This window comes from Curtobacterium sp. HSID17257, assembly GCF_003989515.1.
Classification (GTDB): Bacteria; Actinomycetota; Actinomycetes; order Actinomycetales; family Microbacteriaceae; genus Curtobacterium.
On sequence record NZ_RBLU01000090.1, the window covers coordinates 1 to 13629 of the forward strand.

The window sequence follows — 13629 nt, forward strand, 5'->3', positions numbered from 1 at the left end:
ACAAACAGTGCATGACAGTGCAATGTGTAGCTGATCACGACGACTTATCGTTGTTGTTTTGAGTCATCCAGCTACCCCCGCGATAGACACATATGTGCACCCGCTTTCCCCACGCCACGCTCTTCCGATCTGCTACTCCGTCCGCAGGGTCCCCGCGCCGCCGGCCGCGACGTCCTCCACCGTGCCGTCGCGCACGGTCGCCGGCACGTCGCCGTCGCCTCGGGCCGCGAGCGACGCGTCGCCCGGGATGCTCAGGGTGAGGACGGCCTCCTCGATGTACTGGCTCTCCTCGAGCGACGCCTCGACCCGGCGGAGCCGGACGGCGACGTGGTCCTCGAGCTCGTTGCCGGTCAGGTCGACGGCCGCCACGAGGAACACCCGGGACGGTCCGACGAACTCGAGGTGCAGGTACGTGACCCGCTCCACCTCGTCGCGCCGGAGGAGCTCGGTGAGCACGGCGTCCTCGAGCTCGGGCGAGGTGGCCTCGCCGACCAGGAACCGGCGGTTGCGCTCGATGAGCACGATCGCGACGACGCCGAGCAGGAGCCCGACCGCGATGGAGCCGATCGCGTCGAAGACCGCGAGCCCGGTCAGCTGGTGCAGGAGCACGCCGAGGAACGCGATCACGAGACCGACCAGCGCCGCGGCGTCCTCGGCGAAGACCGCCCGGAGCGTGGGGTTGGACGACTGCAGCACGTGCCGGAGGACCGGGACGCGGCGCTTCGTGGCGGCTCCGTGTGCCTGGCGGTAGGCCTGCAGGAAGCTCGTGCCCTCGAGCACGAACGCGATGCCGAGTACGGCGTAGTTGAGCACGACGTCCTCGGCGGGGTCGGTCTCGCCGAGTTCGGTGATGCCGTGCCAGATCGACACGACGGCGCCCGCGGTGAAGAGCCCGAACGCGGCGAACATCGACCAGATGTAGGTCTCGCGGCCGTAGCCCAGCGGGTGCTTCCGGTCCCGCTTCTTGGCACCGCGGCGTTCGGCGACGAGCAGGAAGATCTCGTTGCCGGTGTCGGCCCACGAGTGTGCGGCCTCCGCGGTCATCGACGCCGACCCCGAGACCAGGGACGCGATGGTCTTGGCGACGGCGACGAGCAGGTTGGCAGCGAACGCGATGACGACGGTGAGCAGGGACTCGGGACGGTCCTGCTTCTCGGACGAGGGCATCGCTCCAGCATGCTCCGACTCTTGTAGACTCGTCCCATCAGGCGTCGACCCGGCCATCACCGGTGAGCCTCCGGAAGAACGCGGCAGCACCACCGCCGTCAGTAGACCCGGGCGGACCGGACCGCACCCTCATCCGGCGAACGAGCGGTCGGTCGCAGCGCGAGCAGCGACCGGCAAGCGAGGTGGTACCGCGGAGCACGCTCCGTCCTCGTGGAGACGAACCGAACCCACAGGAGCAGCTCGTGGCCTACCCCCTCAACGTCCCCGCCGACGGTGTCGTCCCGTCCCCGTCGTTCCCTGCCGTCGAGCAGGGCATCCTCGCCTTCTGGAAGGGCGACGACACCTTCCGGGCGTCGATCGACCAGCGCGAGGGCTGCCCCGAGTGGACCTTCTACGACGGACCGCCCTTCGCGAACGGCCTGCCGCACTACGGTCACCTGCTGACCGGGTACGCGAAGGACGTCTTCCCGCGCTACCAGACCATGCGCGGCAAGCAGGTGCACCGCCGCTTCGGGTGGGACACCCACGGGCTCCCCGCCGAGCTCGAGGCCATGCGCCAGCTCGGGATCACCGAGAAGCACGAGATCGACGACATGGGCGTCGACGTCTTCAACGCCGCGGCGAAGCAGTCGGTGCTGCAGTACACCGACGAGTGGCAGGCCTACGTCACGCGCCAGGCGCGCTGGGTCGACTTCGAGGACGACTACAAGACCCTCGACGTCACCTTCATGGAGAGCGTCCTGTGGGCGTGGAAGCAGCTGTGGGACAAGGGCCTGGCGTACGAGGGCTTCCGGGTCCTGCCGTACTGCTGGAACGACCAGACGCCGCTGTCGAACCACGAGCTGCGCATGGACGACGACGTCTACAAGATGCGTCAGGACCAGTCGGTCACGGTGTCGTTCCCGCTGCAGGGTGCCCGTGCCGCCGAGCTCGACCTGGCCGGCGTCCGCGCGCTCGCCTGGACGACGACCCCCTGGACCCTGCCGACGAACGCGGCGCTCGCGGTCGGTCCGGAGATCGCGTACGCGGTCGTGCCGGCCGGGCCGGGAGGCGCGGCTGACGGTGGCGACGCCGGTTCCGCCACCTACCTGCTGGCGTCCGACACCGTGGCCGCCCACGCGAAGGACCTCGGCTACGAGTCGGCCGACGACGCCACCGCCGCCGTGCTCCGCACGGTCGTCGGCGCCGAGCTCGACGGCGTCGAGTACGAGCGGCTGTTCGACTTCCTGGCCGCGGCCGAGGGGTACGAGAACGCCTGGCGCGTCCTGGTCGCCGAGTACGTCGAGACGGGCGAGGGCACGGGCATCGTGCACCAGGCCCCGGCCTACGGCGCCGACGACCAGGAGGTCTGCGCGGCCGCGGGCATCCCCGTCGTGCTCTCCCTCGACGAGGGCGGCCTGTTCACGTCGCAGTTCGGCGAGGTCGCCGGCATGCTCTGGTCGGACGCCAACAAGCCGCTGACGAAGGCCGTGCGCGAGGCGGGCCGACTGCTCCGCCAGGCGTCCTACGAGCACAGCTACCCGCACTGCTGGCGCTGCCGGAAGCCCCTCATCTACAAGGCGGTCTCGTCGTGGTTCGTCCGCGTCACCGAGTTCCGTGACCGCATGGGCGAGCTGAACCAGGACATCAACTGGGTGCCGGACAACGTCAAGGACGGCCAGTTCGGCAAGTGGGTCGGGAACGCGATCGACTGGTCGGTGTCCCGCAACCGGTACTTCGGCACGCCGATCCCGGTCTGGGTGTCGGACGACCCGGCGTACCCGCGCCAGGACGTCTACGGCTCGCTCGAGGAGCTCGAGCGCGACTTCGGTCGCCTGCCGCTGAACGTCGACGGCGAGGTGGACCTGCACCGCCCCTTCATCGACGACCTGACCCGGCCGAACCCCGACGACCCGACCGGGCAGTCGACCATGCGCCGCATCTCGGACGTGTTCGACGTCTGGTTCGACTCCGGCTCGATGCCGTACGCGCAGGTGCACTACCCGTTCGAGAACCGCGAGTGGTTCGAGGAGCACAGCCCGGCCGACTTCATCGTCGAGTACATCGGGCAGACCCGCGGCTGGTTCTACGTCATGCACGCGCTCTCCACCGCGCTGTTCGACCGTCCGGCCTTCCGGAACGTCATCAGCCACGGCATCGTGCTCGGCTCGGACGGCCAGAAGATGTCGAAGTCGCTCCGCAACTACCCGGACGTCTCCGAGGTGTTCGACCGCGACGGCGCCGACGCGATGCGCTGGTTCCTCATGTCGTCGTCGGTGATCCGCGGCGGCAACCTCGTCGTGACCGAGGAGGGCATCCGCCAGGGCGTCCGCGAGTTCCTGCTGCCGCTCTGGTCGACGTACTACTTCTTCACCCTCTACGCGAACGCCTCGGGCGACACCGGCTACCAGGCCTCGCGCAGCACGGCGAGCACCGACGTGCTCGACCGGTACCTGCTCGCGAAGACCCGGGTGCTCGTGGCGGACGTGACCACGCACCTCGACGCGCTCGACACCCCGCTCGCGGCCCAGGCCGTCCGGGACTTCGCCGACGTGCTGACGAACTGGTACGTCCGGCGCTCGCGCGACAAGTTCTGGCTCGGCGCGGAGTCCTCGCCCGAGGCCCGTGCGGCGTTCGACACGCTGTACACCGTGCTCGAGACGCTGGCCCGTGTCGCCGCCCCGCTCGCGCCGCTCGTCACGGAAGAGGTCTGGAAGGGCCTGACCGGCGGGCGCAGCGTGCACCTCGAGGACTTCCCGGACGCGGCGGAGTTCCCGGCCGACGACGCCCTCGTCGCCGCGATGGACCGCGTGCGCGACGTCGCGTCGAAGGGCCTCGCGCTCCGGAAGGCGACCGGTCGACGTGTCCGCCTGCCCCTCGCGACGCTGACCCTCGTCGTGCCGGACCCGGCAGCGATCGAGCCGTTCGCGGACATCCTCCGCGACGAGCTGAACGTCAAGCGGGTCGTGCTCGAGCAGCAGGAGGAGTCCTCGCTCGGCCGCTACGGCATCGAGCGGAAGCTCACCGTGAACGCCCGTGCCGCCGGTCCCCGCATCGGCAAGCAGGTGCAGCAGGTGATCCCGGCCGCCAAGAAGGGCGACTGGGTCGCGACCGAGTCCGGCGTGACCGTCGGCGGGATCGACCTCGTCGAGGGCGAGTACACGCTCGACCTCACCGTCGCGGACGACTCCGTCGCGGTGGCGTTCCTCGACGGCGGTGGCTTCGCGGTGCTCGACACCGTGACGACCCCGGAGCTCGAGGCCGAGGGACTCGCCCGCGACGTCGTGCGCGCCGTGCAGCAGGCCCGCCGCGACGCCGACCTCGACGTCAGCGACCGCATCGCCCTGGCGCTCCGGGTCTCCGAGGACGCGGAGGGCGCGATCCGCACGCACGAGCAGCTCATCGCCGGGGAGACCCTGGCGACGAGCGTCGAGGTGACCACGACGACGTTCGCTCCCGGCGAGGGCTCGGACGTCGGCGACGGTGCGAAGGTGTCCGTGGAGGTGGCACGCGCATGAGCGACAGCAACCAGTACGACGACGAGCAGTACGACGACCACGACGGCGTCGAGGACCTCGGTCCGCTCGACGACACCGCCGGGGTCCGCATCCCGGTCGGACCGTCCGGTGACCAGGCACCTGCCGAGGCCCTGCCGTACGGCGGGGACGACGACGAGGTGCGGCGGGTCGAGGCGGCCCTGTACGCCCGCATCGGCGAACAGGCACCCGAGCGCCGGCTGACCGCCACACGTCGCGCCGTCGAGCTCCTCGGCGACCCGCACCTGGCCTACCCGGTCATCCACGTCACCGGCACGAACGGCAAGACGTCGACCGCGCGCATGACCGAGAGCATCGTCCGCGCGCACGGCCTGCGCACCGGCCTGATGACGAGCCCGCACCTGGTGTCGATCCGGGAGCGCATCGTCGTCGACGGCGAGCCCGTCGCCGCCGACCGCTTCGTCGAGAACTGGGACGACATCACCCCGATCCTCGAGATGACGGACCGGGAACTCAGCGAGAAGGGCGAGCAGCCGCTGACGTTCTTCGAGGCACTGACCGTCCTGGCCCTGGCGTGCTTCGCCGAGGCGCCGGTCGACGTCGCCGTCATCGAGGTCGGCATGGGCGGCGAGTGGGACTCCACCAACGTCGTGCAGAGCCAGGTGCAGGTGATCACCCCGGTGGCGATCGACCACGCCAAGCAGCTCGGGTCGACCGTCGCCGAGATCGCCCGCACCAAGTCCGGCATCATCAAGCCGTCGTCGTCGGTCGTCTCCAGTGCCCAGACGCCCGAGGCCCTCGCGGAGCTCGAGCGGGCCGCGGAGCTCACCGAGTCGACGCTCGCGGTCGAGGGCACCGGGTTCTCCGTCGTGTCCGACACCCCGGCGGTCGGCGGGCAGCTCGTCACCGTGCAGGGCATCGCCGGGCGCTACGACGACCTGTTCGTGCCGCTCTTCGGCCAGCACCAGGCCCACAACGCCGCCGTCGCGATCGCCGCGGTCGAGTCGTTCCTCGGCCGCGGGTCGCAGGCCCTCGACGAGGACGTCCTGTCCGAGGGGCTCGCGGCCGCCACCAGCCCCGGACGCCTGCAGCCGATCGCGCAGGAGCCGACCGTCGTGGTCGACGCCGCGCACAACCCGCACGGTGCACGCGCGCTGGCCGAGGCGCTGCCGGTCGCGTTCCCGTCCGAGCACGTCGTCGGCGTCGTCGGGATCCTCGGCGACAAGGACGCCCGCGGCTTCGTCCGGGCGCTGAAGGACACCGTGGAGACCTTCGTCGTCACGCAGCCGCCGGGGGACCGCGCGCTCGACGCGGACGCGTTCGCCCGCATCGTCGTGGCCGAGGTCGGCGAGGACCGTGTGGTCGTCGAGCCCTCGCTCGAGCAGGCACTGCAGGAAGCCCGCGACCTGGCGGACGAGGCGGACGCCGAGGACGCCCTCGTGCTGGTCGCCGGCTCCATCGTGATGGTGGGCAAGGTCATGGAGCTGGTGCACGCGGAGGGGCTGCGCTCAGGAGGAGGTGCGGCGAAGTGACGGACGCGCCACGGGCCTCCCGGCCGGGTCGCCAGCCGCGCATGCGGAAGCCGCGCCCGCAGCGCGGTGCCCGCGAGAGCCTGCTCTCGGTCACCCTCGGACTCGAGGCCGTGATGTTCTTCTTCCCGATGCTCGTCGTCTACGGGAAGGGCACGTTGCCGCCGCTCGCGGCGTTCGGTGGGGGCATCCTGGCGATCATCGTCCTCGCAGCTGCCTCACGCCTGACCGGCAAGCCCGCCGGTGTATGGTTCGGGTGGCTGCTGCAGGCGGCCATCCTCGCCACCGGGTTCATCGAACCGTTCATGTTCGCGGTCGGCGCGGTGTTCCTGGCGCTGTGGGTGTTCTGCTTCGTCAAGGGCGGTCAGCTCGACCGGCAGAACGCCGCGTTCCGGGCCGCGCAGGCCGAGGACTGACCACCACCGAACCACAGGAGAACTGCGTGTCCGATCTCGAAGAGACCCTCGTCCTCGTCAAGCCCGACGGCGTCGCCCGCCAGCTCACCGGAGAGGTCCTCCGTCGCATCGAGACCAAGGGCTACGAGATCGTCGACCTGAAGATGGTCACGGCGTCGCGCGAGCTGCTCGACCAGCACTACGAGGAGCACCAGGGCAAGCCGTTCTTCGAGCCGCTCGTCGAGTTCATGCAGTCCGGTCCGGTCGTCGCCGTGCGCGTCGCCGGCAACGGTGTCATCGCGGGCTTCCGCTCGCTCGCCGGCACCACCGACCCGACCTCGGCCGCGCCGGGCACCATCCGTGGTGACCTCGGTCGTGACTGGGGCCTGAAGGTGCAGCAGAACCTCGTGCACGGCTCGGACTCCCCGGAGTCGGCCGCCCGCGAGCTCGCGCTCTGGTTCGCCTGATCGACGGAAGCGGAGCACAGACGCGATGACGAACAACGACCGTCCCACCAAGAACGAGCGTCGGCAGCACGCCCGTGAGGTCGCCCGCCAGCGAGCCGACGCCGAGAAGCGTCGCAAGCGCCGCAACAAGTGGTTCCTGCAGGGCGGCATCGGCCTGGGCATCGTGGCCGTCGCGGCGATCATCGCGATCGTCGTGGTGAACGTGAACAGCGGGGGCACCACCTCGGCCGCCGGCCCGAAGAACATGGTCACCGGTGGCATCCAGTTCACCGGCGGCGACGGCACGATCACGCCCGTCACGACCGGTGGGGTCTCGGCGGACGGCACCCCGTCCCCGGTCGCCACGGCCGACAGCGACGGCAAGGTCAAGGTCGTCGAGTACGTCGACTGGGCCTGCCCCGTGTGCAAGCAGTTCGAGGGCGCCTACGCCGACCAGATCACCGACTTCGTGAAGAACGGTCAGGCGACGCTCGAGATCCACCCGGTGTCGATCCTCGACCGCAGCTACCTCGGCTCGCGGTACGCCAGCCGAGCCGCGAACGCCGCGATGTGCGTCGCGAACTACGCGCCGGACAAGTTCCTCGCCGTGCAGACGCAGTTCTTCGAGAAGCAGCCGGAAGAGGGCACGAAGGGCCTGACGAACGCCGAGATCGCCGACCTGGTGAAGGCCGGCGGCGCGACGGGCTCCGACGTGTCCGAGTGCCTGTCGAACGAGACGTACAAGAGCTGGGTCACGAAGATCACGAACCAGGTCACCGCGGACCCGGCCGTGGCCGGCCCCCAGGGCTTCGGAACGCCGACGATCCTGGTGAACGGGCAGCGTGTGAGCACCCTCACCGACGTCGTCCCGACCATCGAGGCCGCCGCGAAGTAGTCGGCTCCGCCGTACTCGGCCCCGCGTTCCCTCCCCGGGAGCGCGGGGCCGAGTGCTGTCCCCGGGGGATGCGGCGCGGTGCCGAGGTCGCGGACGTGGCAGGTACCTGATCGATCCGGGCGTAGCGGACGGAACCGGGCGTACCTGGTGCGTCAGTTGTACGAGGAACGCCCGATTCCGCCTTGTATCTCGGTTGTTCTGGGAAGGATCGGGCGTTCGGGCTGAGCGGGTCGGCGGACCGCGCGGAGGGAGCAGGCTCGGCAGTACGGGACGACCCGCTCACTCACCCCACGAGTGAGGAGCACGTTGTCCGTCAGAAGGCTGCCGGGCCGACCCGGCGGGCCCTCCCGAGTGGGCAGGACACGCCGTCGGCGATCCGGGCCAGGGCACGATCCGTCGCCGGAGAACCTCGAGCGTGACGGATCTGGCCCGCTCGAGGGATCGGGACTGGGACCGGGACGGGTGCATCACAGCGGTCCGGCGGCGTCAGGACGACCGGGGCGTGCGCCCAGCAGCGCCCCGGTGGCGTCAGGACGGCCGGGGGAGGGGGAACGTCAGAACGGCAGCGTCGTGAGGACCCGCGGGAACACGATCAAGATGCAGACCACGACCACGGCGTAGTTCGCCAGCACGAACGCCCACGAGTACGGCAGCAGCGTGCGCCCGACCCGCTGGAGTCCGGCGCCGAAGCGACCCTGCGCCGCGTTCCACGTCGTGAAGATCCAGAACATCGGGATCGTCACGCTCCACACCAGCAGGCACCAGGGGCAGAGGTAGCCGATCACCCACACGGTCTGCGTGAAGAGCCAGGTGACGAACACCCACGCCAGGAACACCCCGGCGTTGAACAGCACCCAGAACCAGCGGTGTCCGTTCCGCATGCCGGCGAGCAGCATCACGCCGACGGCGATCGGGGCGACGAAGCCCATCACGCCGAGCAGCGGGTTCGGGAACCCGAACAGGGAGCCCTGCCAGCTGGTCATCACCTGCGAGCAGTTCACGAACGGGCTGACGTCGCAGCTCAGGGCCTTCGACGGGTTCTCGTACTTCGCGAACTCGTCCAGGACCAGGTTGAACGCGGCGAAGAGGCCGACTGCTCCGGTGACGATGAGGAAGACCGCCATCGCGACCGGGCGGCGGGGCGTGGTTGCGCTCGTGCTCACGGCGTCATCATCGCATGCCCGTTCCGGACCTTTCCTGGCACCTCGTGCGACAATGACAGCAGTCGCGCGGCCGATCCGTGCGGCGAGAGAGCTTTCCGGGCCCAGCCCGGACGATCAGGCGCGGTGAGAGCGCGCCGTGACCGGGACTCGCGTCACCTCCGATGCCGAGCCGGTCGGGCCGGGTGCCCGACCCGGAACGACACCGGACCGCACGCCGGGACGACGCACACCGGTCACGAGAACGAACGCGGGGGCGTGGACGCCACCCGTGACAACCACAGAATTCCCGCCGTCCGACAGGACGCGAGTGGGGCCGAGGAGTGCACCAGATCCATGGTGGAGCAGAACACCGACAACCCGAACAACGAAGAAGTCGCACCGAAGCGCCGAGGCCGCCTGTTCGGCAGCCGTCGCGCCCGGTCCACCGGCCTGGAGGCCCGTGGTGACGTCGACACCGACACCACGGACGTCGAGACGGTCGCGCTGACCGGCGACGCTCCGGTCACCGACGCCGATGCGGCCGACGAGACGGCCGCGCAGGGCGCCGCTCCGGCGAGCGACCGGCCAGCGGCCCCCGAGGCGCCGGCCCCCGAGGCAGCGGAGCACGGCTCGACGGAGCACGGGTCGACCGACGACGCCGTGGCGGTCGCGGTCGAGCAGGTCCCCGCCGCAGCCGCGGAGCCCCAGGACGTTTCGACGGTCACGGGCAGCCAGCCTGTCGTCGAGGCACCGGCGGACGACGCTGCGGCAGCCGTCGCGCCCACCGCGACCGACCAGGTCGAGGCGACCAGCGCGCCCGAGGCCCCCAGCGCGGTGGCGACGGACGCTGACGACGTGAGCGGTGCCTCCCGGCCGGAGCCCGCCTCCGCTCCCGAGGCGGAGGAGCCCTTCGTGCCGAAGGCGACCAGCACCCTCAGCCTGATCTTCCACGCGCCGGTCCTGCCGGTCCTGCCGGAGCTGCCGGTCCGAGCCGCACGCGACGAGGACGACGACGACGAGGACGACGAGCAGGGCGGCGGCCGCCGTCGCTCGCGCCGTCGGGGCAGCAGCGCGGACCGCCAGGAGCGCGGCGTCCGCGAGCCGCGCGACCACCAGGAGCCGCGTCGCCGTGAGCCGGAGCTCATCACCGAGCCGCAGCGCATCAAGGGCTCGACCCGACTCGAGGCGAAGAAGCAGCGTCGCCGCGACGGCCGTGACGCCGGTCGTCGTCGCACGGTGATCACCGAGGACGAGTTCCTCGCCCGCCGCGAGAGCGTCGACCGCCAGATGATCGTCCGCTCGAGCTCGTCGAAGATCGAGATCGGCGTGCTCGAGGACAACGTCCTCGCGGAGCACTACGTCACCAAGTCGCACAACGTCTCGCTCATCGGGAACGTCTACCTCGGCAAGGTGCAGAACGTGCTGCCCTCGATGGAGGCGGCGTTCGTCGACATCGGTCGCGGTCGGAACGCCGTGCTCTACGCGGGTGAGGTCGACTGGAACTCGGTGGACACCGGGAACCACGGTCGCCGCATCGAGGCCGCGCTCAAGCCGGGCGACAAGGTCCTCGTGCAGGTCACGAAGGACCCGGTCGGGCACAAGGGCGCGCGTCTGACCTCGCAGGTCTCGCTGCCGGGCCGCTACCTGGTCTACGTGCCGAACGGCTCGATGAACGGCATCTCGCGCAAGCTGCCCGACACCGAGCGCGCCCGCCTGAAGAAGATCCTCAAGGAGGTCCTGCCGGAGCACGCGGGCGTCATCGTCCGCACCGCGGCCGAGGGCGCGACCGAGGAGCAGCTCACCCGCGACGTGCAGCGCCTGACCAACCAGTGGGAGGCGATCCAGAAGAAGGTGCAGAACGGGCACGCCCCGGTCATGCTGCACTCCGAGCCGGACCTCCTGGTCAAGATCGTGCGTGACGTCTTCAACGAGGACTTCACGAAGCTCATCATCGACGGCGAGGCCGCGCGCGGGACGATCGAGGACTACCTCGACGCCGTCGCACCCGACCTCAAGGACCGCGTCGAGATCTACGACGGCCCGGACTCCTTCGAGGAGTACCGCCTCAACGAGCAGATCGAGAAGGCGCTCGACCGCAAGGTCTGGCTGCCGTCCGGTGGGTCGCTCGTGATCGACCGCACCGAGGCCATGACGGTCGTCGACGTCAACACGGGCAAGTTCGTCGGGTCCGGTGGCAACCTCGAGGAGACCGTCACCAAGAACAACCTCGAGGCAGCCGAGGAGATCGTCCGGCAGCTCCGCCTGCGGGACATCGGCGGCATCATCGTCATCGACTTCATCGACATGGTGCTCGAGTCGAACCGCGACCTGGTGCTCCGTCGTCTCGTCGAGTGCCTGAGCCGCGACCGCACGAAGCACCAGGTGGCCGAGGTCACCTCGCTCGGCCTCGTGCAGATGACCCGCAAGAAGATCGGTGTCGGCCTGCGCGAGTCGCTCGACGAGGTCAACGCCAAGGTCAACGACAACAACGCGGACCCCGGCCCCTCGAAGGGCCGGCGCAAGGGCCGCAGCGGCAACGGCTCGACCGGCGGCAACGGCAGTGGCAGTGGCAACGGCAACGGCCAGGGAGGCAACGGGCACGCTGGCAACGCCGGCTCCGGCAACGGGTCCTCCAGCCAGTCGTCGCAGGCTCACCAGATCACGGAGGACGTCAAGAACGCGCTGTCCCGGATCGCGGCGTCGACGCTGCCCCACGACGAGGCGTCGTCCGGTGCGCCGGTGACCGGTGTGGCATCGCCCCGCGGGGGCGCCGCGACCCCGGAGGCCGAGGCCGGGGTGTCGTCGGCTGCCGACGCACCCGCGTCGAGCGCTTCGCCGGCCTCCGCCCCCGAGCGCGGTTCGGAGCAGTCCGCAGGCGGGGCAGACCGTGACGGCGAGCAGTCGTCCGGCTCGAAGCGTCGCCGCCGTCGTGGCGGTCGTGGCGCCGGCAGTGCAGCACCCGAGCAGCGCGGCGGCGAGGAGCGCGGTCGCGAGGAGCGTGCGTCCGAGCGCGGTGCCGACGAGGCTCGCGCCGAGGCCCCCGCGCCCGAGTCGGCCCCCGCGCAGAGCACTGCTCCCGAGTCGCCCGTGCAGGAGTCGGCGCCGACGAAGACCGCACCGACCCGTCGTCGCGTGAGCTCGAGCGCTCCCGTCACCCCGACCGAGAACACCGTCGCGATCCTCGACATCCCGGTGGCCGTCACCAAGCGCGAGCCGCGCCCGACCCGGGACGACGCCGAGTCGCTGCTCGACTCCGTGCTCCAGGCACTCCCGGAGCCGAAGCAGCCGGGGCAGGGCCGTTCGCGGTCGCGTCGGGTCTCGTCGCCGAGCATCAGTGCGCCCGCGTCGTCGGACGGCGACGGGCAGGACGACGGCTCCGTGATCGTGGGGGACTGACGTGACCGACGCGGGGGACCCGCACGGTCGGCAGCAGGACCGCGGGTACTACGGTGCGGGCTGGTCGCAGCCCGCACCGCCCGCGGCCGGGCCGTCCGGTGGGCAGGCGTGGTCCGGCCAGCCAGCGCCCGGTCAGCCGGGTGCTCAGGCGTGGTCGGGGCAGCCGGGCGCGCAGGCACCCGGTCAGCCGTGGCCCGGGCAGCCGGGCGGGCAGCCGTGGCCCGGGCAGCAGCCGCAGTACGGCCAGCAGCAGCCCCACGGGGAGCGGGGTCGGGCACGGGCGTCGCGGACGTCCGACCCGCGTCGGGCCTTCGCGCCGGGTGCGTCGGTCGCCAACACCACCGGTGCCCTCATCGCCGTCGTGTCGATCGTGCTCGTCGAGGTGGTCTCCGGCGTCTTCGGGCTGCTCGGCACGTCACTCGTGGTGCACCCCTTCTCGACCTCCGGCACGGGTGCGAGCCTGCTCGGCAGCTTCGTGTCCGGCGTGTTCGCCTCGCCCTTCCCGTTCTACGCGGGAGCGTTCACGGCCCTGGCGTTCCTCACGCCGATCGCGCGGCGCAGCCCGCTGCCGACGGTGCTCCTCCGTGCCGTGCTCGCCGGTGCCGCCGGGACGGTCGCCCTGGCGCTCGTCGGGGTCTTCACGGGGTCCTACGCGGCGGTCCGGACCGGTTCGGGGGTGCGACTCGTGATCGACGTGCTCACCGGGCCCCTGCAGAACGGGATCCCGTTCACGCTCATGCTCCTCGCGACGTCGACCGTCGCATGGCTCTGGCTCGGGCGTCCGCGTGGTGGGCGTGCTGCGCAGGGGGCGGCCGGCGGCCGTCTGGGGGCGGTCCGTCCTGCGGACGCCGTGCCCCCGTCGACCGTGCAGCCCGCTCCGCAGCCGTACGGTGCGCAGCAGCAGCAGCAGCAGCAGCAGCAGCAGCAGCAGCAGCCGTACGGTCAGCGCCCTGACGACCGCTGGACGCCGCCGACGCGCTGACGCGACTGCGGCCCGTGCGGTGCGGTGCCGCAGCTGTGGCGCGTGCGCGTGCGCTGGCGCAGCTCCTGCTGACCCCTGGTCGGCCTCGCGGTCGCCAGGATCGGCCTGGAGGCACGGCGTGCGCAGGTCGCGCTCCTCACGTCCGGCGCACTGGTCGCGGTCGTCGCGTACGTGGTCGGGAACGTCACGGCACCGGTCCCG

General features: G+C 71.1%; 9 protein-coding genes. 7 read left to right on the plus strand and 2 right to left on the minus strand.

All coding sequences use genetic code 11. The annotated features are described in order from the left end of the window. Window positions 1-132 precede the first annotated feature (132 nt). Entirely contained in the window at window positions 133-1167 is a 1035-nt protein-coding gene (locus D8M35_RS12560) for a cation diffusion facilitator family transporter (RefSeq protein WP_126892166.1), read from the minus strand. Between the two features lie 242 nt (window positions 1168-1409). Here D8M35_RS12560 and ileS point away from each other — a divergent pair, with 242 nt between their 5' ends. The 5 genes from ileS to D8M35_RS12585 are packed head-to-tail and all read left to right on the plus strand — an operon-like array spanning window position 1410 to window position 7908. Continuing rightward, complete coding sequence (gene ileS / locus D8M35_RS12565; protein WP_126892167.1) at window positions 1410-4664, plus strand: isoleucine--tRNA ligase; 3255 nt, start codon at window positions 1410-1412, stop codon at window positions 4662-4664. Further along, on the plus strand, window positions 4661-6175 hold the full coding sequence (locus D8M35_RS12570; RefSeq protein WP_126892168.1) for a folylpolyglutamate synthase/dihydrofolate synthase family protein: 1515 nt from the start codon (window positions 4661-4663) through the stop codon (window positions 6173-6175). Before ileS ends, D8M35_RS12570 begins: the two co-directional genes overlap by 4 nt. A gap of 41 nt (window positions 6176-6216) precedes the next feature. Then, on the plus strand, window positions 6217-6588 hold the full coding sequence (locus D8M35_RS12575; protein WP_126892169.1) for a DUF4233 domain-containing protein: 372 nt from the start codon (window positions 6217-6219) through the stop codon (window positions 6586-6588). 26 nt (window positions 6589-6614) lie between these two features. Then, window positions 6615-7034, plus strand: a complete 420-nt coding sequence (gene ndk / locus D8M35_RS12580) for a nucleoside-diphosphate kinase (protein WP_058728426.1) — start codon at window positions 6615-6617, stop codon at window positions 7032-7034. Between the two features lie 25 nt (window positions 7035-7059). Next, the gene (locus D8M35_RS12585; RefSeq protein WP_126892170.1) at window positions 7060-7908 is read left to right on the plus strand and encodes a thioredoxin domain-containing protein; all 849 of its coding nucleotides are present in this window, start codon (window positions 7060-7062) and stop codon (window positions 7906-7908) included. A 554-nt stretch (window positions 7909-8462) separates the two neighbouring features. On the opposite strand, the gene D8M35_RS12590 is transcribed toward D8M35_RS12585, so the two are convergent. Then, the gene (locus D8M35_RS12590; RefSeq protein ID WP_238638223.1) at window positions 8463-9071 is read right to left on the minus strand and encodes a vitamin K epoxide reductase family protein; all 609 of its coding nucleotides are present in this window, start codon (window positions 9069-9071) and stop codon (window positions 8463-8465) included. A 333-nt stretch (window positions 9072-9404) separates the two neighbouring features. Here D8M35_RS12590 and D8M35_RS12595 point away from each other — a divergent pair, with 333 nt between their 5' ends. Together D8M35_RS12595 and D8M35_RS16795 are read left to right on the plus strand one after the other, a co-directional pair. Further along, window positions 9405-12446, plus strand: coding sequence for an Rne/Rng family ribonuclease (locus D8M35_RS12595; protein ID WP_126892171.1), 3042 nt, complete (start codon window positions 9405-9407; stop codon window positions 12444-12446). A 1-nt stretch (window position 12447) separates the two neighbouring features. After that, window positions 12448-13428, plus strand: coding sequence for a hypothetical protein (locus tag D8M35_RS16795; protein ID WP_126892172.1), 981 nt, complete (start codon window positions 12448-12450; stop codon window positions 13426-13428). Window positions 13429-13629 lie beyond the last annotated feature (201 nt).

Excerpts from the sequence above, each read along its gene's own strand:
- D8M35_RS12560 (WP_126892166.1), bottom strand. The coding sequence starts at position 1,167 with ATGCCCTCGTCCGAGAAGCAGGACCGTCCCGAGTCCCTGCTCACCGTC.
- D8M35_RS12570 (WP_126892168.1), top strand. The coding sequence starts at position 4,661 with ATGAGCGACAGCAACCAGTACGACGACGAGCAGTACGACGACCACGAC.
- D8M35_RS12575 (WP_126892169.1), top strand. The coding sequence starts at position 6,217 with ATGCGGAAGCCGCGCCCGCAGCGCGGTGCCCGCGAGAGCCTGCTCTCG.
- D8M35_RS12585 (WP_126892170.1), top strand. The coding sequence starts at position 7,060 with ATGACGAACAACGACCGTCCCACCAAGAACGAGCGTCGGCAGCACGCC.
- D8M35_RS12595 (WP_126892171.1), top strand. The coding sequence starts at position 9,405 with ATGGTGGAGCAGAACACCGACAACCCGAACAACGAAGAAGTCGCACCG.